This window comes from Nostoc sp. DedQUE04 (assembly GCF_034530995.1).
In the GTDB taxonomy this organism is placed as follows: domain Bacteria; phylum Cyanobacteriota; class Cyanobacteriia; order Cyanobacteriales; family Nostocaceae; genus Nostoc.
Map to the genome: position 1 here is coordinate 1 of NZ_JAVRCA010000078.1, position 24094 is coordinate 24094.

The following is a 24094-nucleotide window of genomic DNA, read 5'->3' on the forward strand; positions in this document are numbered from 1 at the left end:
AAACTAATATATCTTCTTGAAAAACTCCAGTTCTCAAGGTGGATGAGGTTTAACTGCTAGAAATTATAATTACGATGGCTACTACAGGTCTTACTGGTGCTGCTGCTATTACAGCAGCTTTAGCAATGTTGGGGCCAGGAGGGATGATAGGTGGTATAGTTCTGCTGGGAATAATAGGATTGGCAGCTGATATGTTATCTAAGTTTGGTCTAGAGGCGTTGTTAATAGCCATCTATAGACAACGCTTACAAAATGGGGAAACTCGTAACAATATCTGCCAAGAAATTAACTGGCTACCTATCTCTGGAGATTTAAGGCGCAGGCTTAGAGAAGAATTTGGGTGCTAATTGCTCTAAGTAAGCGATATTTGTTAGTGAGTATCGCCTCATCTGTTAAATTTAAGGAGAGATTCTGGAAATGCGATCGCGTACGGCGGGGCCTAGCCCATCGCACAAATGCCGCTCATCTTCTTTCACAGCTGTACTATTGTGCAAATAATCGCTCACGCAATTTCAAGCTTTCGCTAACAATATTTAGTCATTCGGTATTTGCTTGAGTAAAGCTATCCACATATCAGATGGAGCGGAGTAATAATCAATTTCTTCAACTTGATATTGATAAGATTCACAACCTTCTCGTAAAATAATGCGATCGCAAGCTTTAACGCTTTTCCCTACTCCAGTCATGTACCCGATTGTTCCTTCATTGAAGCGCTCAAATATGTAGTCGCCTCCACAAACTTGTTGTCTGTAATCATGGATTTTATTCTTTTGTTTTAATTCTGTTACTGGCGAGATAACCAAAGCTAATTTATTTAAAAAACTAAAACTTAAGTTCATACCTGTTATGATTGAAGAGAAGGCACTTAAAAACATTTAAAAAATAGAACTTATAATTTATTTAAAAGTCATTCTTTTAAATTTACAGTACTATTAATCGCATATTCAACTGTAAAATCACCTAACTGTAAGACAATATTTGGTGAGATATAAGTTTTTTGCTTAACTATCTAGTATTAATTAATAAGCTTTTTATGTCTTGAAAATGTCATATATGTATATATTTTAATAAAAATATAATTTAGTTACTACTTGTCGTAGCTAGAGCTACATCTATCTGCTTCAGTAGTATTTCTAGGGTAGAAGAGTTATCTAAAACGACATCTGCATGAGCCACTTTTTCTTCGATGGATAATTGGCTGTTAATCCTGGCTCGTGCCTGTTTTGCATTTAAATGGTTTCGTTGTATCAATCTTTGTAGTTGTTGCTCTTGAGAACAACGCACTACCCAGATTTCTGTTACCAAATCAGTCATCCCAGCTTCAAATAATAGAGGCACTACTAACACCAGTATTTGTGACGAAGACTGAGCAATTGCTTTGAGGAAGCGATCGCGCACAGCAGGATGAATCAAATTGTCTATCCAGTTGCGTTCATCTTGACGATTAAAGATAATTTCACCTAGCTTTTGGCGGTTGAGGCTGCCATCTGATAGTAAAATTTGTTCGCCATAACGTTGAGCGATCGCCCCCAAAATAGGCGAACCTAAAGATACTGCCTCTCTAGCATAAATATCTGCATCCAAAATCGGCAAGTTATAAGTGCTAGCTAAATAATTGGTGACAGTAGTTTTGCCTGTGGCAATACCACCAGTTAAGCCGATTATACGTTTTGTCATTTGTCATTTGTCATTTGTCATTCGTCATTTGTCATTTGTCAGTAGTTATTCTCCTCTACTCTTCTGCTCCCCTGCTCCCCTGCTCCCCTGCCCCCCTACTCCCTCATCTAAGAATTTGTCGCCCATGCGATCAGTGCTTGGGTTAAACCATCTAAAGTGTATTCTTCGGCTTCTACATCCACACGTCCGAATAAATCATGGCAAGTTTTAGAGGTTTGGGGGCCAATAGAGGCAATACAAACTCCCTCTAATAATTGGCTAGGATCGGAGTTGTTGGCAAATATACTATTAGTAAGTTGACAGAAAAATTGTACAGTTTTAGAACTGGCAAAGGTGATTGCATCTACCTTGCGGTTTTGGAGAGCTAACTTTGCCGCAGGTGGAATACTACTAGGACAACAAGATTGATATGCCGCAACTTCTATCACCTTTGCTCCCTTGAGAGTTAATTCCTTAACTAAAACTTCTCTGCCGCCGCTTTCAACTCTGGGAAATAACACCTTTTTACCATCTAATCGATCTGGGAAATTTTCCACTAAAGAATCGGCAACAAAGTTGGGGGGAATAAAATCTGCTTGCAGAGAGCGTTGTTTGAGACTTTGGGCTGTTTTCTCACCAACGACGGCAATTTTAATGCCAGCTAAGGCACGGCTATCTTTACCTTGCGTAGTTAGCCTTTCAAAAAAGTAGTCTATGCCATTGGTAGAAGTGAGAATTAACCAGTCGAAGTCAGATAAATGAGCGATCGCACTATCCAAAGCTTCCCAACTGGAGGGGGGGCCGATTTCTAAGGTAGGCATTTCGATGACTGTTGCACCTGATGCAATGAGGCGATCGCTAAATTGACTCGATTGCCCAATTGAGCGTGTTACCAAGATCATTTTACCAGTAAGGGGAGATAGGGGGAAATTGCTTGACATAGCAGGGGGGCTAAAAGTTTTGCCTGTAGTAGAAACCTGACAATCTATTTTCTCAGGTTGTAAGTACTTGCGTAGCCCAACAACTTCGCCAATCACAATTACCGCCGGAGAAAGGGATAATCCGGCGGTTTGTTCTAGAATATTGCCCAGTTGCGCCGTCCAAATTTGTTGTTCGGGAGTTCCTGCCCAACGGATGATGGCAATGGGTGTTATGTGCGATCGCCCATGCTGCACCAGTCGATCTACAATCTCTCGTAGATGTCGCCCTCCCATTAAAATTACCAGTGTCTCTAAGCGTGACAGTGCTTCCCAGTCTAAAATCTCTGGTTCATGAGCTGTAAGCACTGCAAAAGTGCGGCTTAACACCGGATCTGTTAGGGGAATTCCTGCCAACAAAGGCGCTGCAAGGGCTGAGGAAATTCCTGGTACTAGTTCAAAATCACAACCGGATGCTTTCAAGGCTTCAATTTCGGAAGTGCAACGCCCAAAAACCAACGGATCGCCTGATTTTAGGCGTATAACTTGTTTTCCTTGCAGACAGTGTTTTACCAGTAACTTGTTAATCTGTGCTTGGCTTGTACTGGGTTTGCCACCGCGTTTACCGACATCCAATTTCAGACAATCATCTGGGACGCACTGCAATAATTGAGCATCTACTAAAGCATCGTAGACTAGCACTTGAGCAGTAGCTAAGAGATTGTAAGCTTTTACTGTCAGGTATGCTGCATCTCCAGGCCCAGCACCTACGAGGTAGACTTTGCCTTTGTCATTTGTCATTTGTCATTTGTCATTTGTCATTCTCCCCATGCCCCATGCCCCATGCCCCATGCCCAATGCCCAATGCCCAATGCCCAATGCCCCATGCCCAATCCCTTTATTCAATCCGTTTGCGTATTAATTTTTTGGATTAGCCGATCGACTTGTTCAACCATCTCCTTGTTTTTCTCAGCTTGGAATAATTCTCTGGCTTTTTTGAGATTAACGATCGCTTCTTTTGACTGTTGTTGTCTTCCCAAAGTTATTCCCAAATTATAGTAAGTGAATGCATCGTTGGGGACGAGGCTAATGGCTTTTTTGTAATGTGCGATCGCTTCTTGAGGTTTACCTCGATCGTCCATCGCATTTCCTAAACCTGTGTAAGCTTGTGCGTGTTTGGGATCGAGACGAATCGCTTCGGTATAGCCAGCGATTGCTTCTGTGAGCTTGCCTTGAGCGTAAAAAGCACTTGCTAAATTATAGTGAGCGTCTGCATAGTTGGGAGCGAAGCTGATGGCTTTTTGGTAATGTGCGATCGCTTCTTCTAGTTTGCCTTGAGCGTATAGAGTATTTCCCAAGGCATTATAACCTGCTGGGTTTTTCGGAGCGAGGCGAATGGCTTCGGTATAGTTGGCGATTGCTTCTGTTGGCTTTGCTTGAGCGTACAAGGCGTTTCCTAAGTAATAGTAAGCGTCTGCATAGTTAGGATCGAAGCTAATAGATTTTTTATACTGGGTAACTGCTTCTGCTAGCTCACCTCGATCGTAGAGAGCATTTCCTAAACGGGTGTAAGTCGGCGCATAGTCTGGTTTGAGGCGAATAGCTGCTGTATATTCGGTAACTGCTTCTTTTAGCTTGCCTTGAGCGTAGAAAGCGTTTCCTAAGTTATAGTGAGCTTCAGCATACTTGGGTTCAAGGCTGATGGCTTTCTGATATTGGGCGATCGCAGGTTCTAACTGATTCAGTCTTGCTAAAGTCAAACCCAGATTAAAATATGCTCTAGAGTCTTGAGGATCGAGACTAATGGCTTTATTGTATTGAGCGATCGCTTCTTGTGGTTTACCGCGATCGTCGAGAGTATTTCCCAAGGCAATATAAGCTTGTGCAAAATTGGGTTCTAGTTCAATTGCCTTCCGAAAAGCCGCCTCTGCTCCTTTTAAATCTCCCTGTTTATAGAGATTGCTTCCTTGCTCGAAGTTAGCAACTGCATTTTTGTTCCGAATAACTGCGGACTGAGTATTTTGAATTTTTGCTAAGATAACGCCAACATTTTGACCAAAGGCAGTATTTCCATTGCTCAAACACAAGCAGATAATAGCTGCTATCAGTAGATTCTTGTTTTTCAGCATTTTTCTTACCTTACCTGCTTGGTTTACATCTAAATATCAAGTTCGGCTAATTGCGATCGTCAAAAAACCTTATCTCAGCCCTTCCTCACTTGTTGTTAGGACAAAAGTGTAGCTTTGGCGAGGTTATAGCTGGAATTATAAGTGATTAAACTAACTTGATACAAGTGTAATCTCATATAAATGGCTATTTGTACACAAGAGACATTTCAAAGTCCCTCTCCCAAGCGTGGGAGAGGGATTTAGGGTGAAAGCTCATTAATTCATGCAAGAAGTCTAATAGATGGTAATTTATTAAAAGTAAAAAATCATTTTTAGGTATTTACAGAAACTTTTGTTTCCATCAATTTAACAATCGCTGCAATTAATTTTTCTGGGTTAAGAGGTTTAGATAAATGCATCTGAAACCCAGCTTTTAGGGCTTTTTCGCGGTCATCGTTTCTCGCAAAAGCAGTCAAGGCAATTGCTGGAATTTGTCCACCTTGTTCTGCTGTCCGAGTTCTCACTTCATGTATTAACATATAGCCATCCATATCGGGCATACTAATATCGCTTACCAACACATCTGGCTTGAACTCTGCTAAAGTTTGTAATGCTTCTTCAGCAGAAGATACTGCCATTACAAAAGCCCCATCTTGCTCTAATACAAAAGCAACAAAATCTCGTGAATCAATATCATCATCGACAACTAAAACCTTGATGCCATTCAGAGGTAAAGAGTTAGTAGCTAAGAATGCAGGGTAATTTTGTCCATCCGTCAGCTTTGGAATTTCATCTGCCAGAAGCGGTAAGCTAACAGTAAATATTGCCCCTTTATCCTCACCGTGGCTATCTGCTTTGACGATGCCGCCATGCATTTCGATGATATTACGCACAATTGCCAATCCCAGTCCTAATCCACCAAAATTTCTCGTAGAGGTGCTATCTGCTTGGCGAAAGTAATCAAACACAAATGGCAAAAAGTCAGCGCTAATTCCCTTACCCGTATCGCTAACAATTATTTGAGCATAGCCATCAGTTTCCTGAAGTCGCACTTCTACCTTTCCTCCTCTAGGTGTAAATTTGATTGCGTTAGAAAGGAGATTCCAGACGACTTGCTGCAAACGAGTCGAGTCGCCCATAATTTGTCCCACACCCGGTTCAAATACTGTATTTACCTCAATCAACTTTGTTTCTGCTGCTAACTGCATTGTCTGTAATGCCGACAATACCGTGGACTTTAGATTAATTTTCGTGATATTCAGCGTCAGTTTACCTTGTAAAATTTTGGAAATATCCAGCAAGTCCTCAATGAGTTGAACTTGTAAGGTAGCATTTCGCTCGATTGTGGCTAGGGCTTCAGATGTCTTTGTTTGGTCTAATCTGCGGGTTTGCAACAACTTTGACCAGCCGAGAATTGCGTTGAGTGGAGTGCGTAGTTCGTGAGAGAGGACGGCTAAAAATTCATCTTTAATTCGATTGGCTGTTTCTGCTTTCGCTCGTGCTACTTGTTCTAATTCCAGTAGGTGCGCTCGTTCTTCAAGTATTTGTTTTTGTTCGTGGATATCCGTACAGGTTCCAAACCACTTGACTACAAAACCTTGCTCATCTTTAAGTGGTAAACCTCGCGCTAGCTGCCAACGATAAGAGCCATCAGCAGCTCGTTTAAAGCGATACTCATTGTTATATATAGTGCTATTTTTGACAGCATCAGACCACACTTTATCAGCTCTTTGAACATCATCTGGATGCAATGCAGCCAACCAACCAGAACCCAAAGATTGTTCTAACGTTAGCCCAGTGTATTCGCACCAATTTTGATTAAAATAATCGCATTCACCGTTAGGTTTAGTTGTCCAAACAAGTTGAGGAATTGCCTCAGCCAAGTAACGGTAGCGTTCTTCGCTTTGCCGGAGAACTTCTAAGATGCGTTGGCGTTCAAGAATTTCTTGTTGTAATTGTTCGTTAGTCTGAGTAATTTCATTGGTGCGAACAGCAACCATTTCTTCGAGATGATTCTGGTATTTTCGCAGTTCTTCCTCTACCCATAAGCGTTCGCTTATTTGTGTTTGAAGTTCTTGATTTGCTTGTTCTAATTGAGTAGGGCTAGGAAGTGCCAATGCTTGAGGAACTAAAGGTACAAGCTTTAACGCGGTAATTACAGATATTGTGGCAGTTACTGCTTTGAGAAACCCCGACACCCAATAGATTGGATGCCAAAGTGTCCAAATCTCCATTAAATGAGTAGTGCCGCAAGCTACGATAAATCCACTAAATAGTAGAAAAATCCAATCAAAAGGCAAATCTTGTCGCTTGCGGACAAAGTAGAAGAGTGTAGCTGGAATCGAGTAATAAGCTAGTGCAATGAATGCGTCAGATAATATGTGTAACCAAACTAAATTCGTTTGCCATAGATAACAATGTCCATGTGGAATAAATGATTCTGATGTAAAAAAGTTAGTCCACAATTCTGATATTATATTTGACATAAATACTGGATTGTTTAATTTATTAAAATTTACTACTAAATATCTACCTTTGCTTAATACTATTTTAGTAAGTAGGTAGACATAATTAAATATAAAATAAACTTCTATTTTGTAGTGAGTGATATCATGTCCGCCAAATTACCCATAATAAAAGAACCCCACCCCCAACCCCTCCCGAAAAGCGGGGAGGGGAGACAAAGCACAGCTTTGGCGGGGTGGGGTTCTTCGGGTTTAATAAGCAATCAAGCGGATATGATATGATTTATCGCTCAGAGCAAGGATTATCAGGACTAAAGTCCTTACTACAAACTTTAAATTTATTATGCCTAGATACTTACTCAAATATTAGCGATCCAGTGTGTCTAATTTCTGCACTGCTTAAGGTAAGGAGACTACAATATGTTTTTATAAAATAAAAAGGCTGTTAGTATCATCGCTGTTTGGCAAAAATCAATCATTTAAAATTACTAATATTTTCTCTTCTAAAGCCTAAATGAATTAATTGTGGTTATGGAGCTTGAAGCGCATCCGATCGCAATTGTAACAGCTATGAAGAGAGCGGTCAAACTTGTGGAAATTGCAGACATAATTATGGTATACAATAGTAAGTTACCAAATAAAAACCATTCTCACCATAATGATGGGAATGGCAAAAATTAGGAGACACAACAGGAAAATTTAATCTCTGCAACTCTCATTAAAGTTAAGATTCGCTTGACTTAGCACTCATTTTATCTAATAGTTGAGTGATTTTTTTAGCTTTTTCAGGTTGGCGCTGTTTTTGTAATAAATCTTTAGCTTGTTGCAGGTTAGTTTTAGCTTCTTCTTCTTGCTCTTGCTGCATGAGGATATTCGCCAGACGCAAGTAAGCATCAGGATTTTTCGGACTGCGGCGAATTACTTCCCGAAATAATTCTGTTGCTTCTTCTACTTGTCCTTGCTGGTTTAAAACATCTCCCAAAAACAAGCGCACTACGTCATTTGTAGAGTTGATGGAAATCACTTTGCGAAAAGCTGCTTCTGCACCTTGGTAATCTTTTGCTTGGGCAAGATTGATACCTTTTTGAAACAAATCTGAGGTAATCAAAGTTTTCCAAGCGAAATAGCCAAGGATTGACAGACTCAGAACAACTACAACAGCAGCGATAATCGAACTAGTAGGAAAGGTTTCTAGCATTGTCTAAGCCAAAAGACAGGCGATAGGAAAAATCAGATATTCCATAAAAAAGAGTTTCCAGATAAATTGGTAGAATTGAGCGATCGCACTTTTCTCTTGTAAGTCTACCGTCAAACTCCGTAACCACAGCCAAGCCAACAGCCCCAAATGAGTAACTACCAGGAATATAGCGTTAACTGAGGCGACGTGTAGCACCCCAACCAGAATTATTCCCAGATAACAGGCAGTTATTACCCAAAGAGATAGATTGAACACAGCTTGAGGGCCAAGTTTGATAGTGAAAGTAGTAATATTGTAGAGGCGATCGCCTTCCATATCCGGGATATCTTTAAAGATGGCGATCGCAAAGGTAAACACTAAAATAAATAACGTCAGCACCCATACCACAGGCGGAATCGTTTGGCTTTGTTGCAACGCCCAACTGTAATGCAGATATAAACCTAAGTTAACAATCGTACCGCGCACCGAAAAAATACACAGCGCCGCCCAAATGGGAAACTGTTTTAAGCGAATTGGTGGTAAAGAATAAGCAGTACCAATGGCCAAACTAATTGCTACCATACCCAATAAAAACGGGCCAGTTAGCCACGCCACAACCAGCGCCAAAATTCCAGTAGAAGCAACAATTAATTGCCCAGTTTGCTGGGAAAACTCACCAGACGCTAAGGGTAAATGAGGCTTATTAATCTTGTCGATTTCTACATCTTCTAATTGATTCAGCCCCACAATATAAACATTGCCACACAGACAACTAATCCATGCACCAAAAACAGGGAATAGAGAATACGTAGAGACAACATTCATTGCATCTCTACTGATGGCAATGGCAATTAAATATAAACCCAAAACACTCAGACTTGTACCAATAATCGTATGAGGGCGAGAGAATTTCCAGAAGGCGTATAACCACTGGAAATATGATTGAACAGGTTTGCCTGGTAAAGGGCTGTTTTGAGAACTTTGGCTCATGAGTAGCTTAAATACAGTATTCTGGTTGGTTGTTAATCATTGTCACAGAATTTGGTCATTAGACTACTTTCATGAATCAATGAGCTTTCATCCTTCTACTTCGTGCCCTCTGCTGTGGCTGCGACAAGCCGTTCGCGTAGCGTCTCCGACAGGAGAAGCGTCTACGTTATTCTAAACTTATAACTTCTTGCGCCAACTCATATCAAGAATGCGACTAATTTTATACAGTAAACCCGGCTGTCATTTATGTGAAGGCTTGCAAGAAAAGCTAGAACAAATCCAAAATCTCAGTTTCGAGTTGGAAATTAGGGATATTACAACTCGTGAAGATTGGTTTGCTGCGTATCAGTATGAAGTGCCGGTGCTTTATTTATCGAACCGCAGAGGCGCAGAGGGCGCACAGGGAAGTGAGAAACCATTGCCGCGTCCTTCTCCTCGTGCTAACGTGCAGCAATTGGAGCAAATGTTGCGTAAATATTTAGCCAATTAGAAAAAAATAATGCAGAATAAGCGCAAGATCAAGAATGTGACGAGGTTCACAAAATGAAATTGCGGGAATTACTAACAGCGGTAGACAGTGTTGAGCAATTGCCTAGTTATCCAACTTTAGAGGATGTGGAAGTTAGGGGTTTAAAGACGAATTCCCATGCTTGTCGTGTGGGAGATTTGTTTATTGGGATGCCAGGAACGCGGGTTGATGGTGGGGAATTTTGGCAAAGTGCGATCGCATCAGGGGCTGTCGCTGCGATCGTTTCTCCCGAAGCTGCACAAAAAAATCCTCCCACAAATCAGGCTGTGGTCATTAGTGCAAGTAATATTACTCAAGCTTGCGCGCAGATAGCTAGTGCTTTTTACGGTTATCCAGGGCGAAAACTCAAGCTGGTAGGTGTGACTGGTACAAATGGCAAAACTACAACTACTCATCTAATTGAATTTCTCCTCAACAAAGCTAATTTAGCTACAGCTTTGATGGGAACTCTCTACACTCGTTGGGCAGGTTTTGAGCAAACTGCTGCCCACACTACCCCCTTTGCAGTGGAACTGCAACAGCAGCTAGCAGAGGCGGTAAAGGCTGGTAGTGAGTTTGGGGTGATGGAAGTCAGTTCTCACGCTTTGGCCCAAGGTAGAGTGTTGGGTTGTGAATTTGAGGTGGCGGTATTTAGTAATCTTACTCAAGACCATCTCGACTATCACAGCGACATGGAAGATTACTTTGCTGCCAAAGCGTTATTGTTTAGTCCTAATTATCTCAAGGGACGGGCAATAATTAATGCTGATGATGCTTACGGGAAGCGGTTAATTGCTTCGTTGGATTCCGAACGGGTTTGGAGTTACAGCGTCAATGACAACAGCGCCGATTTATGGATGAGTGATTTAAGTTACCAGCCGAATGGTGTTAGTGGGACATTACATACACCAAAAGGTGATGTGGCTTTTCAATCGCCCCTAGTCGGACAATATAATTTAGAAAATCTTTTAGCAGCTGTCGGAGCAGTTTTACACTTAGGGCTAGATTTGCAGTTAGTGGCAGCTGTGATACCTGAGTTCCCTGGAGTTCCCGGACGGATGGAACGGGTACAGATTAGTACTGAGCAAGATATTAGCGTGATTGTGGATTATGCCCACACGCCCGATAGCTTGGAAAATTTATTGAAAGCTGCGCGTCCCTTTATACCTGGTAAAGTGATTTGTGTATTTGGTTGTGGAGGCGATCGCGATCGCACTAAGCGCCCAAAAATGGGTAAAATTGCTGCTGAGTTAGCTGATGTGGCAGTGGTGACATCAGATAATCCCCGCACTGAAGATCCAGAAAGGATTTTGCAAGATATTTTGGCGGGAATAGCTGACACAGTGCAGCCAACAGTAATTTGCGATCGAGCGATCGCAATTCGTACCGCTATTTTACAAGCACAACCCGGTGATGGAGTATTGCTTGCTGGTAAAGGTCACGAAGATTACCAAATTCTCGGCACTGAAAAAATCCATTTTGACGACCGAGAACACGCACGCGACGCTTTACACGAAAGACTTAACGTCCAAGCTTAATTTAAGTATTGGGCATTGGGCATTGGGCATTGGGCATTGGTTATTCTCCTAGTACCCAGTCCCGTCCCCAGTTCCCAGTCCCCAGTCCCCAGTCCCCAGTCCCCAGTCCCGTCTAAGTAGAGTTTTTTATAGTTAATGTTTCTTTCCGTGGTGATTTTGTAAAAAATGCACATATAAAGGTGAAAATCGAAGACAGAATTATTTCTTGCTTCATCCAAGTTGTGCTTGACTCATGAATGTTTCTCTGGCTAAGGATCTGTCTGTTTATCAACTGGTTATGGGAGTGCAAGCGCCTCCGAAACCATTGTCCCTCAGTCCTGCTACTCTGCTATCTCTGGTGAGAGCGCAAATTGACTTACTCATTGAGCAGCAAATTGCAGCCACTCTCTGGGTGAAGCTACCACCAGATAAAATTTGGCAATCAGAATTAGCGCGTTATCAATCCTCGGTAGGTGCGTCTAGTCTCATTTATAGTTGCCAGATTGACGAGAGTAGGAAAAAGGAAGCAGGGGGAGATGAGGGAGCAGGGGGAGACAAGGGAGAGGAAAAAGTAAATACCTCCTTGTCCCCCTTGTCCCCCTATCACATTCCTGTTCACCTACCACCAGATAGCCAAATGCGGCGGGAAAACTTTCTGATGGTGTTATCGCCACAGTTTTGCAGTTTAATTTTGGCTCATCGACCACTTAAAAAACGCAAAAATCAGACATCGGGGAAGGTAAATACTAATAAAAACCAGCCGTTGCTGATTATAACTACTGTTGAGGGGAGAGTAATTCAGCAAGTATTAAATGGTATCCAACAAGCGATTGCGCCAGAATCATCCTCAATTTTACCTGCTAGTTTTATTTGTCCAACCGTGCCTCAAGCCGCACTTATGAATCAATTGTTGGCAAAACAACTCCTCCGACAAGATGAAATTAATCGTCAAATCATCACAGTACGCACTAATAAGTTGGAGCAGCAAAATCAAGAACTGCACAACAAAGAGCAACTCAAAGATGAATACCTGAAAAATGTCTGTCAGGAACTACGTATACCTTTGACGCACATGAAAACAGCACTTTCATTATTAAATTCCCCTAATCTGAAACCCCCGCAACGACAACGTTATTTACAGATGTTAAATACCCAGTGCGATCAGCAAAACTCCCTGATTACTGGTTTCTTGGAACTGGTGCAGCTAGAACAGAATTTTGACGGGACGACTTTGGAGTTGGTGCGTCTCTCAGATATAGTACCTGGAGTAGTTAGTACTTACCAACCTGTAGCCCAAGAAAAAGGAATTATGCTAGCCTACACCGTACCGACTGAACTCCCATCTGTTTGGTGCGTGACTGGTAAGCTAAGGCAAATTGTGATTAATCTGTTGCACAACAGTCTTAAGTTTACCCCTAATGGAGGTCAAGTATGGGTGCGTGCCCGTAATCAAGGCGATTATGTCCAATTAGAATTCCGCGACACAGGTATCGGTATTGCCGAAAACGAAATTCCTAAAATCTTCGATCGCTTTTATCGCGTGCGTACAGCAGCAACCGAAGATTATGGTGGTGCTGGGTTAGGGTTAACGATAGTACAGCAATTGCTGCTGCGCTGTGGTGGATCTATTTCTGTAAAAAGTAAATTATCTGAAGGTTCTACCTTTACAGTGCAACTGGCAACTGCTGATAATATGCCAAGAGCGATCGTGACAGAAAATGAGTTATGAGTTATGAGTTATAAGTTATGAGTTAAAAATTCATAACTCATCACTCATAACTTATAATTCCTACAGTTATTTTGCCTAACCTGGTGCAAACTCAGTAAACTTTCGCTTATAAGGAGCATGAAAACCCAAAATAATATCTTGTTTTGGCACTCCAGCAGTTACTAACTCATTTGCTACTCCGGTCTCAGTTCCATCGCGCTGAATCCAAATTTTGTCGTCCTTAATATCAATATGGATGATACAACCATAAACTCGCCTCAGTTCTTCCCATCCCAAATGAAGAACTTGATAATGGTTGCGCTCTGTATCAAAAATTAACTGTACTTCTGTATCATCATTTGAGTGGTGAATTGAATGACGTTTCAGGATTGTCTGCACTAATTCACGGTAGTTTATTCTTTCCATAGCAAAACCTCTTCTTTAATGGGTTCAAAAATCAGAAGCTTCAGCCGATGTTCAGCGATTATTTCTTGAATAAATGGCCGAATAAAAAAGTCTTGATAAACATCTTCAGAGATAGCTAAGTATAAAATTCGTTCAGGGTACTTTTTCCGTAATGCTGAACGGTAGGTGAGCGTCTGACCTAAAGCGACATAAAAATCACTAATTTCCGATGCACCGATAAAAGATTTAATCTCAACTGCGATTTTTTGACCAGCTTTTTGAGCAGCTAAGATTCTTTCTGCCCCTAAGTCTACATAAAATTCAATTTCATCAACTTTAACTGATAGAGGGTCATGGGTAATAGTCCACCCATCCTTTTTTAAAGCTGAACAAACAGCAATATGAAAAATATCTTTAGCTGACATAATTTAATTATAAATATATTCACTGGCAGTTTTGCAGCAACTATAAAAATTTTATTAAAGCAAATAGTTTACACTGGTAATTTACCTGGATTGGTTTTTAAAATTCATCTGTTTACAGAATTAATCTTATTGATAAAAGACATAATGTTATTTGGATGAATCTTTTGACAACACCTGTGTAAACTCTCCACTTTGTTTATTGCGAACTACTATAAATTCACTATTTGGCATTCGTAGCTCTACTGGAATTATTTCAGTTGGTAACTCCATTAGTAACCCACCATCTAACATTCCTGCACCAGGAAAGGCTATAACCGTGATTATGCCTGGTCTAAGACAACCAAGAACTCGAACTGGAATTGTATCAAGCATTATATTATAATAATTAATAATCCGACATAAATATTACGATTTTTTATTTTTTATTGATACTTGTCTAGTTTATTTACCAATACAAAATCTACTAAAAATCCTCTCTAAAACTGATTCTGTTACTTCTTCTCCGGTAATTTCCCCTAAAGCTTGAATCGCACCTCGTAAGTCAATTGTCCAAAAATCCAGAGGTAACTGCTGGGTTATTGTTGCTTGTACCTGTTCCAAAGATATTTTAGCTTGAGTTAAGGCTGCTGCCTGCCTTTGGTTAATGGCTAAATCCATATCAGCAGCTTGCACTTTTCCAGATTGAACTATTTCTAAAATTGCTGTTTCTAAAGCATCAATACCTTGATTTTGGGCTGCGGCTGTGACAATTTTGGATTTTGGGTTTGAGATTTTAGATTGAAGAGTTGTTCTTTCGCTTTCTTGCAATAAATCGATTTTGTTAATTATTATAATCAACGGACGATGTTGTACCTCTTGATAAATTTCTTCATCGCCTTCTGTCCAACCTGCGGAAGCATCGATGGTAAGCAAGACTAAATCAGCTGCATTGGCAGCACGACGCGATCGCTCGACGCCAATTTTTTCCACTTGGTCTGTTGTTTCCCGAATCCCGGCTGTATCTAGCACTTGTACGGGAATTCCGCCGACAACTAACTGAGATTCGACAACATCGCGGGTTGTACCAGGTAAATCAGTCACAATAGCGCGATCGCTCCGGCTCCAAGCGTTCAATAAACTCGACTTACCCACATTCGGACGCCCGACAATTGCCACTTTTAAACCAGTGCGTAGCAACTCACCTCGATCTTTGGTTTGCAATAACCTAGTTATTTCTGCGGCAATTTTATCGATTGCTGATATGATTGCTTTATCATCCAACGGCGGTAGGTCTTCCTCAAAATCAATCCGAGCTTCGATTTCTGCCAAGATATCTAAACAGTTAGCGCGTAACTGCCGAATCGGATGAGCTAATTTTCCTTGTAAACCAGCTAAGGCGCTTTGAGCAGCTTGGGGCGATTTAGCTCCCACTAAATCAGCAATACCTTCGGCTTGAGTTAAATCCAATCGTCCATTCAAAAAAGCGCGGAGAGTAAATTCTCCAGGTTGCGCTAGTCTAGCGCCATTTTCCAAACACAGTTGTAATACCTGCTGCACTGCGATAATTCCCCCGTGGCAATGGAATTCTACTACATCTTCACGGGTGTAAGAACGGGGTGCTTTCATCATCAACAATAGGGCTTCATCCACTATTTGTCGCGTCTGGGGATGGCGAATGTAACCGTAGAAAATCCGGTGACTTTCCCAAACTTGTCGCCCTGGTGTATGAAAGAGACTTTGGGCGATTGCCATTGCTTGAGAACCGGATACCCGCACAATCCCAACACTACCCTGTTGGGGGACAACAGCAGTGGCGATCGCGGCTATAGTTCCAGTAGTAGCAAACAGTTCTGACATGAGCGCCCTTTATAAAAGTGAGGAGTGAGGAGTGAGGAGTTAGGAGTAAAAATCATAACTCATAACTCATAACTTTCACTCATAACTCATAACTTTCTAAATAGTGAGTATTTAGACTAATGAGATACCAACTGTCAAGGTAAAATTTACTTGTAGGTCATGCCTGATAGTAAAGAGTTAACAGTGAAGAGTTAGAGATGAAAATCATGACTCACAACTTATAACTTATAACTTTTAGAGAGAGGAATGTACTGTGGAGCAAAAGATTAACTGCGCTGTAGCCTGTGTTAATGGGTGTGTTTTAGGGGATAAATGCCCCAATACCGAGTTTAGAGAGTCAGCCGCAAAATTTATTGAAGAGACTCCCTTAGAGAAAATGCTGGAGTTGGCACAAGAACGTCTGCAAAAAAAAATGGCAGAACCTCCAAAATGGGTTTTTCCTGAAGATCCATAGCATTCGAGCTAACAGGCACAAGCAAGACAGCGTGGAAGTTAAATGGTATTTGGATCTATATTTAATTCTCGCAGTTTTGCTGCCAAGCGATCGCTACGTTGTTTCTGGTGTTGTGCCACTTCTTCCGGTGTGGGAATCAGTTCTCCTTCACGAGTGTAAAAGCGTAATTTTTCTTGAACAACCCCTAAATATAAACCTAGCTGTTGACTCCATAACCAGCCTTGGGGATTTTGTTCTAACGGTTGATATTCACCATCCAGCAAATGGAACCCTGAAAATTCTAACGTTTCTGGGTCAAACCAGAAGTAATCTGGTGTGCGAAATATATCTTGGTAAATTTGTTTTTTTAAGCCTTTATCAGTGTCGCCTGTGCTATCCGAGATAATTTCTATAATTACATTGGGATATTTGCCTTCTTCTTCCCAGACAACCCAACTTTTACGGGGTTTGCGTTCAGTCCCCAGTACGACAAAAAAATCTGGCCCCCGAAAATTTTCTGATTTGCGCTGGCGTGGACTGTAGTAGATGGTGAGATTACCCGATGCATAAAAATCTTTGCGATTTTGCCACAGCCACTCCAAACATTGGATGAGCAGTGTCATTTGCAACCGATGCAAGTCAGTTTCCAAAGGCGGTTCGTCACTATATAAATCCCCTGGGGGAAATATAACATTTTCTGGGGATTCTAAATCTTGGGCGACAGACATGGCAACAAGTGTGTCAGTGCTATAAGTTTAACGTGAGTTCGACGGCTCTAAAAACCCCACTTCCATTCCTCTCCCCCACCTACGGTGTACACACAAGTCTCTACGTTGTTCAATAATCTGGGTTTTACCCCACCCTAACCACTGGTTGAATTCAATCAACGATCGCCCGAATTCAACAAACGATCGCCCGAATTCAATCAACGATCGCCCGAATTCAACAAACGACCGCCCGAATTCAATAAACGACCGCCCAAATTCAATCAACGACCGCCCGAATTCAATCAACGACCGCCCGAATTTAATATATTTATTGCATAAATTCTCAAAACCTCCCCCCAAACCTGATTTACTAAGGTTTTAGCTTTAGTTTTACCCCACTGGGGGAGAGGTCAAAATAGCACTCGTCGAACTCACGTTAATTATTCATCACCGCATCCAAAAGCACATTGGCGTCAAAGCGGACTACATCAGTGCAAGGTAGCCCCGTTTCTGCTATTGTTTGAGCGATGCTTTCCTGAGCCGCAGATTCATCTAAATGGGCTGTGTTCAATGCTATACCCGCTACAGAAACACTTCCAAAAGCACCACCAGCATTAGCAACAGCTTCATAAAGCCGAATCACCTCTGGTAAAGGTGGAATTATTACATGGGGATGATTGCGGACATGAACTTGTCCCGCCCGATGTACTAATATTAGTTGGGTTGGTTGCGAACCACGGATTAGGGGTAGAGTTGCTGTTGAACCAGGGTGTAGCAGCGAACCTTGTCCTTCAATATGCAAGATGTCGTAGTTTTTGCCATAGCGCATAACAATCTGTTCCACAGCACCGGCGGCAAAGTCTACCCGCACGGCATCTAAAGCCACACCGTCTCCTTCTAACATAATTCCAGTTTGCCCTGTGGCGAGGAATTTAGAACGCCAGCCCCGCAGTTTTGACGCCCAATGTAACTCTAGGCTAGTTGACATTTTACCAATTGCCATGTCGGTTCCCACTGTCAACACCCGCCGACATGGAAGAGTACGTGCCATTCCACTAGCAACATTAATATTAGATGGCTCTTTGCGGACATCCCAAATGAGTTGCCCTGGTTTGAGCAGTGCATTTAATTCTGGGATACTTGCCATTGGTGTATGTAAACCATTCACCAGCGACATTCCCGCTTCTAAAGCGTCTTTGATTTCTAGCCAGTAATCATCTGGTACAGCACCACCTCCTGGAGCAATACCAATTACTAAAACTTCCGGTTTGTACTCTAGGGCTGCGGCTACCGATGCCACAATCGGCAGATCGCGCTTGATACCTGTTAATTCTGGTAGAGATTTACCAGCACACTCGCGATCGATTACGGCTACAATTGGGGCTTCACTGTAACGTAAAATTGCTAGCCCTGTTTTGCCGTGAGTCCCAATAGTCCCTTCATGTAGCAAGATAGCTACTCGTTGATTAAGTGGTAGACGCACTGTGTTGTACTCCCAAACCTGGTAAATCGTTTGGCAAAACTTTTCCTTGTTTTAGCAATGCACCCGTAAAAGGGTCATCAATTAAGTTCAGGTGACTGTCTAAATCTAAATAATCAGCTAGTGGCGCTAGCTGTAATGCTGCTGTATTAGCTAGCGAACTGTCAGAATAGCAACCGAACATTACTTGCAACCGATATGCTCGTGCTGTATGTACCATTCGCATTGCCTCTGTTAGCCCCCCTGATTTCATTAGTTTGATATTAATGCCATCCACGTAATTTGCCAAATCGGGAATATCAGCGCTGGTGAAACAACTTTCATCGACAAAGATAGGCAAGGGAGAGTGTTGTTTGAGTTTTGCTAAACTTGGTTCTTCTCCCCGTGGCAATGGCTGTTCTACATACTTTATACCTAAATCGGCCAGCCAATTGCACATGGCGATCGCATCTTCTAAACTCCAACCCCCGTTGGCGTCAACAAAAAATTCTAGTTCGGGTGCTTCTTCTCGCACCGCTAAGAGCATTTTTTTATCTGCATCTATGCCATCTGGACTACCTAGCTTCACCTTAAAAAGACGGACATCTGTAAACTTTAACCAGTCTCGCGCTCTCGCCCTAGCGCCTTCTGGCGAATTAATCCCAATTGTGACTGAAGTCGGGACTATTTGATTGCGATCGAGTCCCCAAATTTGCCATAAAGGTAAACCTACACGCTTACCTAACCAGTCGTGCATTGCTATATCCAAGGCAGCTCTTGCAGCAGAAGGAATTTGATTTTGTATTAAAACTTGCTCAATTTCCTGACGTTGTAAAGGACTGAATGCTTGTAACAGAGGCACAACTTGCTCTAGAGTATCTTTGATTGCATCAGTTGATTGCCGATGATTACCTACACCAAACGGCGATGCTTCCCCCCAGCCTTCGATGCGATCGTGTGAAATTCTCACCCATACATTTGTTGTCTGTGCCGTTGTACCTCGACTAATAGTCAGCGGAAATCTCTTGTTTACTGTAAATAATTTTACATTTATTTGCATACTTATTTTACATATTATATTATTGCAAAAGCCAGTGTAAGTTCAAAATTTAGATTATCGGATACATCTGTTATACTTTTTTACATTCATTGATTAATGACTAAAGTTTTTATACATTATTTTTATTTATGAACAACTTAAAGAAATGGAAGATTTTAAAATCAAAAATGGTTTTAGATAATCCTTGGTGTCAGGTAAGGCAAGATGAAATAGAATTACCAAATGGTAAAATTATAGATGATTATTTTGTCAGTATTAAGCCTGACGTTGCGATGGTTTTACCTATCACTAGTAATAGAGAAATTATTTTTGTCCGGCAATATAGACACGCCGTAGGTGAATTTTTCTTGGAACTGCCAGCAGGGAATTTCGACCCGACAAAAGAGAGTGCAGAAATAGCAGCAATTAGAGAACTGAGAGAAGAGACTGGTTATATTCCCCAAGAATTTCAAAAAATTGGAACTTTATACGATAAGCCGAGTAAAGATACCAATCATATACATTTATTTTTAGCAGAAAATGCGAGCAAAGTTGGAGAGCAACAACTAAATATTACTGAAGAGATGGAAGTTGTATTAATTCCTATCGAATCAGTTTTAAATAAAATTATTCAGGGAGAAATTTCTGTTGCCGGAACTATGGCGGCTCTCTTCTTAGGTTTAAAGTTTATCACTCCTCAATAATCAATATAGCTTTTTTAGCTTTAGCAAGAATGATTCTTGAGACAGGTTTAAACTTTGCGCCATTTGGCATCGATACGCGATTTCCCTGGCACGATTTTTATAAGTCCTTTGTTCCGCAACCTATAAAAAATATTTTTCATTACTGTACCTGATTCGATCCCAGTCAGTTGTCGAGCAATACGATTATCTATTTCTTCATGATCTACAAGATAGTCCATGACTAATTGCTCATACTGTGGATACATTTCATATATTGAGATTGCATTTTCTGAATCTGTGTCATTAATTCCAACTTTACGCCAGGCTGCATTACTTCTTGCCCTCCCAGGAACAGCCTCAATAAGTCCCCTATTTTTTAACCTATAAAATGCTTGTTTGATAGTTCCTTCTGAACGAACTCCAGTTTCATTTCGAGCAATATTATTAGTAATTTCTTTATGCTTTTCTAAATATAACATTATGGTTGCTTCTACTGAAGCTAGAGGTTCATGTTTAATATGTACAGCTACAGAGGTTTCGGCTTCATATATCTCAGGAGGTTGCAGTCTCAACCTAGCCATTGCCTGAAAAGCAGTATTCAAACCTTCTCCAACATCTTTATTAGGTGGATTGGGAAATTTGTTGATTATACGAACAATAGCTCCATTCCGTGCATACTGCTCTTTGAGAATATTTTTTACAGTAATATGACCAGGTAATCTACCTGGATTTTCAATTTCAATCCTATTGTCAAAAATGCGAATATGAGTATCAGATACTATACTGTAGTCTCTATGTAACAAAGCATTTGTTATTATTTCATGAATAGCTTCTTCTGGATAGCTGATTGATTCTAATCCCGTTTCCCCTACTTTTGGAATTTCTTCAACCATTTCTATTGTTTTAGCTACTGCTTGCTGAATTTGATCGTATAGACAACCTTCAATAGTTATCGGATCAAAGGCAAGAGTCTCTCTTGTGCCCTCTATATCTTTTGTTTTGTATCGATAAATTTTAATTCCGCAACGCTTTGGAAAAATAGCTTGAGGTTCATCAGCAAACAGTAGAGTACCTGCAACTGTTGGTTTATTCTTTTGAATTAATTGTTGTTTTCTGAGCCACAATTCAGCCTCGCTAGTTGGAACTACAGCACTAATAAATTTAGACATTACTTGTGATGTTGTAATTACCTCTAGTTCTACGTCAATAGTTCTTCTCTCAAATGACTCGATACCTTTGTCTAATCTTAATCTTTCTAAAGCTTGTTCAGTTTTAATAGGCAGAGTTTGTGCGCCACGTCTTAGATAGGGAACACTATCCGAAGCCTCCACGACTCCTCGTGATTTAAAAATAGTAACTTGCAGAACCAAACCAGGACAGCCTTCACAAATCAGAAAGGTATATGAATAACCATCTCCCAAAGGAAAAAGTTGTTCAAAAATTTGTAAATGCCCATTTGCGGCTTCCTGATCGGTAAAACCTCGCCAAGCTCTTGTTTTTTTGCCTTCTACAGTATCCTCATCAATGCCAATGAACAGTTCTCCACCATCTGCATTGGCAAATCCAGCAATAAACTTACATAATTTTCCTGGCTGTATATCTATTGACTTTAGATCGAGAAAATGGCTTTCCTGAGCTATAAGTATCTGATTTAATTGATCGGAGGTAATTTCAACTACTTCAATTGACATATAGTTACGCATAGCAGCCTAACGATTCTTTAAATTTGTAGCATACAATGCAATCCATGAAGTACCGGACAAATTCTAATCTTTAATCAAAAACATTACACTTGTGACAATAATTCCAGATGAAGCATTGGTAGTTCGGGGAGGGCGTAATCGTCCAGAGGATATTCGACGTGGAATAGGTACTCATCCGAGTGGCATAACAGGAATTTCTGTAGAATGTGCAGTAGGATCGTCAGTAGTGGAGTTGGCATCGGGTATTCCTCATGGGCAGATTGGTGTAACAACAGTTGGCGAGGTTCGCCAAGCAGGTGGTGATGTAATCCGAACATCCGGTAGAAGTGCTAATCATGCAACATTGAGGGGTTTAAACCCGCAGCAAGTTAGTCAACTCCTCACACCTACTGTTTCTAATCCAGCAAAGCAGCAGTTATAGTTTGGATCGCCTAGAATGATTACCCCTAGAGTTTTTGCAGATTTTCATAATGCTGATGCTGAAGGGCGTTTGCGTTTGAACTGTATTGGTACAATGGAAGACTTAGCAAATCAGAGTATTGAGCTACGAGATGGACAGTTGCTCACGGTATATAGCGAGGATTTGGAAGTTGATGGAGTAGTGCAGTTCTCCGAAGAGGAGAAATTGTGGGTTGCTGCCATTGATTGGGATCGAATCAGACAAGTTGAGGATTTTATTGTGCAGGCACAAGTTTGAGTATCCACCACACCTAATTTTTTAGTTTTCTACCTTGCCCATTGCTGCAAAATATAAGCGTAAAAAGCCTCTTTATCTACCTTATCCATTGCATAGATTTTCCTACCACCAGGAACTACTTTAGTACGCCCTTGACTAAGACCAGTGGTGATAATTTCTGTTTCCCATTCGCGCAATTGATAAATTTCTGGATGTCCCAGATAAGCTGTTGCTAAGACATCCCAAAAATAATAATCTTGGGGGATAACTAGTGCATAACATTGTCCGGCTAAATCAGAGATGGGATAGTGGCGTTGTCGTCCCATTTTGTATACTAACTCCGATGTGACTGGGACATTGTTAGTTAAATCCAAAGGACACATAATAATTTCAATTTGGGTTTGCCATACCCGCGCTGCTGAAACAGCATCCCAATAAACATTCCATTCGGCGGAACCATCTTGTCCAGGTTCTAAACTTTTTTCTACATTACCGCCAACATTCAACGCACCCCCCATCCAAACAATTTTGTGAATCTTGGCTTCAATATCTGGTGCTTTGTCCAAAGCCACTGCAACCGTCGTTAACGGGCCAGTTACCATCAACGTTACGGGGTCTGATGCCTCCCGCAACACCTGTATCATGAAATCTTGACCTGTTTCGGCAACCAATGGCGTAGTAATGGTTTCGCTTTGATTGAGAATGGGGAGATGGTTAACGATAAACGAATCACGGCGATAGAGAGTAGGAAATGGATTGATCCCGCGCACAGTGCTTTCTGCTACCGCGATATGAGAAAATCCCATCAAATCTATAATTTTACGTGTGGCGCTAACAGCCGGTTGAACGTAGCAATCTGCTGGGGTGACAACAACACCAAGGAGTTCAATACGATCCATCGTCAACAGCAGCATAGTTGCCAGATAATCATCTACACCGCCATCGTGATCCATTAATACAAGTTGTTTTGTCATAAAAGGAGAATTATATGGATGAGTTTATGGAAGCTGCAATTCAAGAAGCAAAACAAGGCAGACAAGAAGGTGGAATTCCTATTGGTTCGGTTCTTGTCAAGGATGGTAAAGTTCTCGGTAGAGGACACAACAAACGCGTGCAAGATGCCGATCCTGTTACCCACGCCGAAATCGATTGTCTCCGCAATGCTGGAAGAGTTGGCAGTTATAGAGGTACTACACTCTATTCAACTTTAATGCCGTGTTACCTATGCGCTGGGGCAGTGGTACAATTTGGCATTAAAAAAGTCATCGCTGGAGAATCTAGAACTTTTCCTGGCGCTAAAGAATTTATGGTATCTCACGGTGTGGACGTTATCGATCTTAATCTTGACGAATGCGAACAAATGATAAGTGAGTTTATTGAAACTAACCCCGAACTTTGGAATGAAGATATTGGTAAATAGTCATTTGTCATTTGTCATTAATTATTTATTCTCCTCTGCTCCCTACTACCCACTATCCATTTTTTAAGGATAGATATTTTAAAATCAGCCAGTAGCAAGAGTAATGTGATGCCAGAAAATAGTCACTGCGTTTACTGTCTTGAAATAGACATTTAATTCCAGAAGGTATGAATCAAATTTGAGAACGAAACCCCAGATACAATTGAGCAAAACTATCATATCATGTCCGCATAAGTAGTTATGATTTGGATAGCTATTGCAC

The 24094-nt window shown here is 41.2% G+C and carries 26 protein-coding genes; 9 read left to right on the forward strand and 17 right to left on the reverse strand.

The window, feature by feature from the left end:
* The first annotated feature begins 74 nt into the window (after positions 1 to 74).
* Positions 75 to 347 (forward strand): hypothetical protein, encoded by a 273-nt coding sequence (locus RM049_RS33840; protein WP_322707311.1) that lies wholly within the window; start codon positions 75 to 77, stop codon positions 345 to 347.
* A gap of 186 nt (positions 348 to 533) precedes the next feature.
* Here RM049_RS33840 and RM049_RS33845 read toward each other — a convergent pair whose 3' ends face one another.
* From RM049_RS33845 to RM049_RS33875, 7 genes are all read right to left on the reverse strand, one after another.
* A complete protein-coding gene (locus RM049_RS33845) occupies positions 534 to 839 on the reverse strand; it encodes a hypothetical protein (RefSeq protein WP_322674792.1) in 306 nt (101 codons plus the stop codon).
* A 241-nt stretch (positions 840 to 1080) separates the two neighbouring features.
* On the reverse strand, positions 1081 to 1677 hold the full coding sequence (gene coaE, locus RM049_RS33850; protein ID WP_322707312.1) for a dephospho-CoA kinase: 597 nt from the start codon (positions 1675 to 1677) through the stop codon (positions 1081 to 1083).
* A gap of 107 nt (positions 1678 to 1784) precedes the next feature.
* Positions 1785 to 3374 carry a uroporphyrinogen-III C-methyltransferase gene (gene cobA / locus RM049_RS33855; protein ID WP_322707313.1) on the reverse strand — a complete coding sequence of 530 codons (1590 nt, stop codon included), beginning with the start codon at positions 3372 to 3374 and terminating at the stop codon, positions 1785 to 1787.
* Between the two features lie 101 nt (positions 3375 to 3475).
* A complete protein-coding gene (locus RM049_RS33860) occupies positions 3476 to 4702 on the reverse strand; it encodes a tetratricopeptide repeat protein (protein WP_322707314.1) in 1227 nt (408 codons plus the stop codon).
* Between the two features lie 311 nt (positions 4703 to 5013).
* Positions 5014 to 7167: an ATP-binding protein gene (locus RM049_RS33865; RefSeq protein ID WP_322707315.1), complete on the reverse strand. Its 2154-nt coding sequence runs from the start codon at positions 7165 to 7167 to the stop codon at positions 5014 to 5016.
* A gap of 703 nt (positions 7168 to 7870) precedes the next feature.
* Positions 7871 to 8344, reverse strand: a complete 474-nt coding sequence (locus tag RM049_RS33870; RefSeq protein ID WP_322707316.1) for a tetratricopeptide repeat protein — start codon at positions 8342 to 8344, stop codon at positions 7871 to 7873.
* A gap of 3 nt (positions 8345 to 8347) precedes the next feature.
* Positions 8348 to 9313 (reverse strand): homogentisate phytyltransferase, encoded by a 966-nt coding sequence (locus tag RM049_RS33875; protein WP_322707317.1) that lies wholly within the window; start codon positions 9311 to 9313, stop codon positions 8348 to 8350.
* 208 nt (positions 9314 to 9521) lie between these two features.
* Here RM049_RS33875 and RM049_RS33880 point away from each other — a divergent pair, with 208 nt between their 5' ends.
* The 3 genes from RM049_RS33880 (at position 9522) to RM049_RS33890 (ending at position 13067) form a co-directional block, all read left to right on the forward strand.
* The gene (locus RM049_RS33880; RefSeq protein ID WP_322707318.1) at positions 9522 to 9803 is read left to right on the forward strand and encodes a glutaredoxin family protein; all 282 of its coding nucleotides are present in this window, start codon (positions 9522 to 9524) and stop codon (positions 9801 to 9803) included.
* Positions 9804 to 9856: 53 nt separating this feature from the next.
* Positions 9857 to 11359 carry a UDP-N-acetylmuramoyl-L-alanyl-D-glutamate--2,6-diaminopimelate ligase gene (locus RM049_RS33885; protein WP_322707320.1) on the forward strand — a complete coding sequence of 501 codons (1503 nt, stop codon included), beginning with the start codon at positions 9857 to 9859 and terminating at the stop codon, positions 11357 to 11359.
* 232 nt (positions 11360 to 11591) lie between these two features.
* The gene (locus tag RM049_RS33890) at positions 11592 to 13067 is read left to right on the forward strand and encodes a DICT sensory domain-containing protein (RefSeq protein ID WP_322707321.1); all 1476 of its coding nucleotides are present in this window, start codon (positions 11592 to 11594) and stop codon (positions 13065 to 13067) included.
* Positions 13068 to 13142: 75 nt separating this feature from the next.
* Here the strand turns inward: RM049_RS33890 and RM049_RS33895 are convergent, their stop codons facing one another.
* From RM049_RS33895 to mnmE, 4 genes are all read right to left on the reverse strand, one after another.
* Complete coding sequence (locus tag RM049_RS33895) at positions 13143 to 13472, reverse strand: XisI protein (protein WP_322707322.1); 330 nt, start codon at positions 13470 to 13472, stop codon at positions 13143 to 13145.
* Entirely contained in the window at positions 13460 to 13876 is a 417-nt protein-coding gene (locus tag RM049_RS33900) for a XisH family protein (RefSeq protein ID WP_322707323.1), read from the reverse strand. Before RM049_RS33900 ends, RM049_RS33895 begins: the two co-directional genes overlap by 13 nt.
* A 147-nt stretch (positions 13877 to 14023) precedes the next feature.
* A complete protein-coding gene (locus RM049_RS33905; RefSeq protein ID WP_322707324.1) occupies positions 14024 to 14248 on the reverse strand; it encodes a hypothetical protein in 225 nt (74 codons plus the stop codon).
* A gap of 69 nt (positions 14249 to 14317) precedes the next feature.
* Positions 14318 to 15712: a tRNA uridine-5-carboxymethylaminomethyl(34) synthesis GTPase MnmE gene (gene mnmE, locus RM049_RS33910; RefSeq protein WP_322707325.1), complete on the reverse strand. Its 1395-nt coding sequence runs from the start codon at positions 15710 to 15712 to the stop codon at positions 14318 to 14320.
* Positions 15713 to 15965: 253 nt separating this feature from the next.
* Between mnmE and RM049_RS33915 the strand changes: the two genes are divergently transcribed.
* The gene (locus RM049_RS33915) at positions 15966 to 16166 is read left to right on the forward strand and encodes a hypothetical protein (RefSeq protein ID WP_322707326.1); all 201 of its coding nucleotides are present in this window, start codon (positions 15966 to 15968) and stop codon (positions 16164 to 16166) included.
* 38 nt (positions 16167 to 16204) lie between these two features.
* Here RM049_RS33915 and RM049_RS33920 read toward each other — a convergent pair whose 3' ends face one another.
* From RM049_RS33920 to RM049_RS33935, 4 genes are all read right to left on the reverse strand, one after another.
* Entirely contained in the window at positions 16205 to 16873 is a 669-nt protein-coding gene (locus RM049_RS33920) for a Uma2 family endonuclease (protein ID WP_322707327.1), read from the reverse strand.
* A 27-nt stretch (positions 16874 to 16900) separates the two neighbouring features.
* Positions 16901 to 17158, reverse strand: coding sequence for a hypothetical protein (locus tag RM049_RS33925; protein WP_322707328.1), 258 nt, complete (start codon positions 17156 to 17158; stop codon positions 16901 to 16903).
* 130 nt (positions 17159 to 17288) lie between these two features.
* On the reverse strand, positions 17289 to 18335 hold the full coding sequence (locus RM049_RS33930; protein ID WP_322707329.1) for a DUF1611 domain-containing protein: 1047 nt from the start codon (positions 18333 to 18335) through the stop codon (positions 17289 to 17291).
* Positions 18319 to 19371, reverse strand: a complete 1053-nt coding sequence (locus RM049_RS33935) for a dipeptide epimerase (protein WP_322707330.1) — start codon at positions 19369 to 19371, stop codon at positions 18319 to 18321. Before RM049_RS33935 ends, RM049_RS33930 begins: the two co-directional genes overlap by 17 nt.
* A gap of 128 nt (positions 19372 to 19499) precedes the next feature.
* On the opposite strand from RM049_RS33935, the gene RM049_RS33940 reads away from it, so the two are divergent.
* Positions 19500 to 20054 carry an NUDIX hydrolase gene (locus RM049_RS33940; protein WP_322707331.1) on the forward strand — a complete coding sequence of 185 codons (555 nt, stop codon included), beginning with the start codon at positions 19500 to 19502 and terminating at the stop codon, positions 20052 to 20054.
* Positions 20055 to 20101: 47 nt separating this feature from the next.
* Here the strand turns inward: RM049_RS33940 and RM049_RS33945 are convergent, their stop codons facing one another.
* Positions 20102 to 21724 (reverse strand): ATP-binding protein, encoded by a 1623-nt coding sequence (locus RM049_RS33945; RefSeq protein WP_322707332.1) that lies wholly within the window; start codon positions 21722 to 21724, stop codon positions 20102 to 20104.
* A gap of 103 nt (positions 21725 to 21827) precedes the next feature.
* Here RM049_RS33945 and RM049_RS33950 point away from each other — a divergent pair, with 103 nt between their 5' ends.
* The gene (locus RM049_RS33950) at positions 21828 to 22157 is read left to right on the forward strand and encodes a flavoredoxin (RefSeq protein WP_322707333.1); all 330 of its coding nucleotides are present in this window, start codon (positions 21828 to 21830) and stop codon (positions 22155 to 22157) included.
* 15 nt (positions 22158 to 22172) lie between these two features.
* Entirely contained in the window at positions 22173 to 22433 is a 261-nt protein-coding gene (locus RM049_RS33955) for a hypothetical protein (RefSeq protein WP_322707334.1), read from the forward strand.
* Between the two features lie 29 nt (positions 22434 to 22462).
* On the opposite strand, the gene RM049_RS33960 is transcribed toward RM049_RS33955, so the two are convergent.
* Positions 22463 to 23386: a nucleoside hydrolase gene (locus RM049_RS33960; protein ID WP_322707335.1), complete on the reverse strand. Its 924-nt coding sequence runs from the start codon at positions 23384 to 23386 to the stop codon at positions 22463 to 22465.
* Positions 23387 to 23400: 14 nt separating this feature from the next.
* Between RM049_RS33960 and RM049_RS33965 the strand changes: the two genes are divergently transcribed.
* Positions 23401 to 23832 (forward strand): nucleoside deaminase, encoded by a 432-nt coding sequence (locus tag RM049_RS33965; RefSeq protein WP_322707336.1) that lies wholly within the window; start codon positions 23401 to 23403, stop codon positions 23830 to 23832.
* Positions 23833 to 24094 lie beyond the last annotated feature (262 nt).

Coding starts and splice junctions, on each gene's coding strand:
- RM049_RS33840 (WP_322707311.1), top strand. CDS start 75: ATGGCTACTACAGGTCTTACTGGTGCTGCTGCTATTACAGCAGCTTTA.
- RM049_RS33845 (WP_322674792.1), bottom strand. CDS start 839: ATGAACTTAAGTTTTAGTTTTTTAAATAAATTAGCTTTGGTTATCTCG.
- coaE (WP_322707312.1), bottom strand. CDS start 1,677: ATGACAAAACGTATAATCGGCTTAACTGGTGGTATTGCCACAGGCAAA.
- cobA (WP_322707313.1), bottom strand. CDS start 3,374: ATGACAAATGACAAAGGCAAAGTCTACCTCGTAGGTGCTGGGCCTGGA.
- RM049_RS33860 (WP_322707314.1), bottom strand. CDS start 4,702: ATGCTGAAAAACAAGAATCTACTGATAGCAGCTATTATCTGCTTGTGT.
- RM049_RS33865 (WP_322707315.1), bottom strand. CDS start 7,167: ATGTCAAATATAATATCAGAATTGTGGACTAACTTTTTTACATCAGAA.
- RM049_RS33870 (WP_322707316.1), bottom strand. CDS start 8,344: ATGCTAGAAACCTTTCCTACTAGTTCGATTATCGCTGCTGTTGTAGTT.
- RM049_RS33875 (WP_322707317.1), bottom strand. CDS start 9,313: ATGAGCCAAAGTTCTCAAAACAGCCCTTTACCAGGCAAACCTGTTCAA.
- RM049_RS33880 (WP_322707318.1), top strand. CDS start 9,522: ATGCGACTAATTTTATACAGTAAACCCGGCTGTCATTTATGTGAAGGC.
- RM049_RS33885 (WP_322707320.1), top strand. CDS start 9,857: ATGAAATTGCGGGAATTACTAACAGCGGTAGACAGTGTTGAGCAATTG.
- RM049_RS33890 (WP_322707321.1), top strand. CDS start 11,592: ATGAATGTTTCTCTGGCTAAGGATCTGTCTGTTTATCAACTGGTTATG.
- RM049_RS33895 (WP_322707322.1), bottom strand. CDS start 13,472: ATGGAAAGAATAAACTACCGTGAATTAGTGCAGACAATCCTGAAACGT.
- RM049_RS33900 (WP_322707323.1), bottom strand. CDS start 13,876: ATGTCAGCTAAAGATATTTTTCATATTGCTGTTTGTTCAGCTTTAAAA.
- RM049_RS33905 (WP_322707324.1), bottom strand. CDS start 14,248: ATGCTTGATACAATTCCAGTTCGAGTTCTTGGTTGTCTTAGACCAGGC.
- mnmE (WP_322707325.1), bottom strand. CDS start 15,712: ATGTCAGAACTGTTTGCTACTACTGGAACTATAGCCGCGATCGCCACT.
- RM049_RS33920 (WP_322707327.1), bottom strand. CDS start 16,873: ATGTCTGTCGCCCAAGATTTAGAATCCCCAGAAAATGTTATATTTCCC.
- RM049_RS33935 (WP_322707330.1), bottom strand. CDS start 19,371: ATGCAAATAAATGTAAAATTATTTACAGTAAACAAGAGATTTCCGCTG.
- RM049_RS33940 (WP_322707331.1), top strand. CDS start 19,500: ATGAACAACTTAAAGAAATGGAAGATTTTAAAATCAAAAATGGTTTTA.
- RM049_RS33945 (WP_322707332.1), bottom strand. CDS start 21,724: ATGTCAATTGAAGTAGTTGAAATTACCTCCGATCAATTAAATCAGATA.
- RM049_RS33955 (WP_322707334.1), top strand. CDS start 22,173: ATGATTACCCCTAGAGTTTTTGCAGATTTTCATAATGCTGATGCTGAA.
- RM049_RS33960 (WP_322707335.1), bottom strand. CDS start 23,386: ATGACAAAACAACTTGTATTAATGGATCACGATGGCGGTGTAGATGAT.
- RM049_RS33965 (WP_322707336.1), top strand. CDS start 23,401: ATGGATGAGTTTATGGAAGCTGCAATTCAAGAAGCAAAACAAGGCAGA.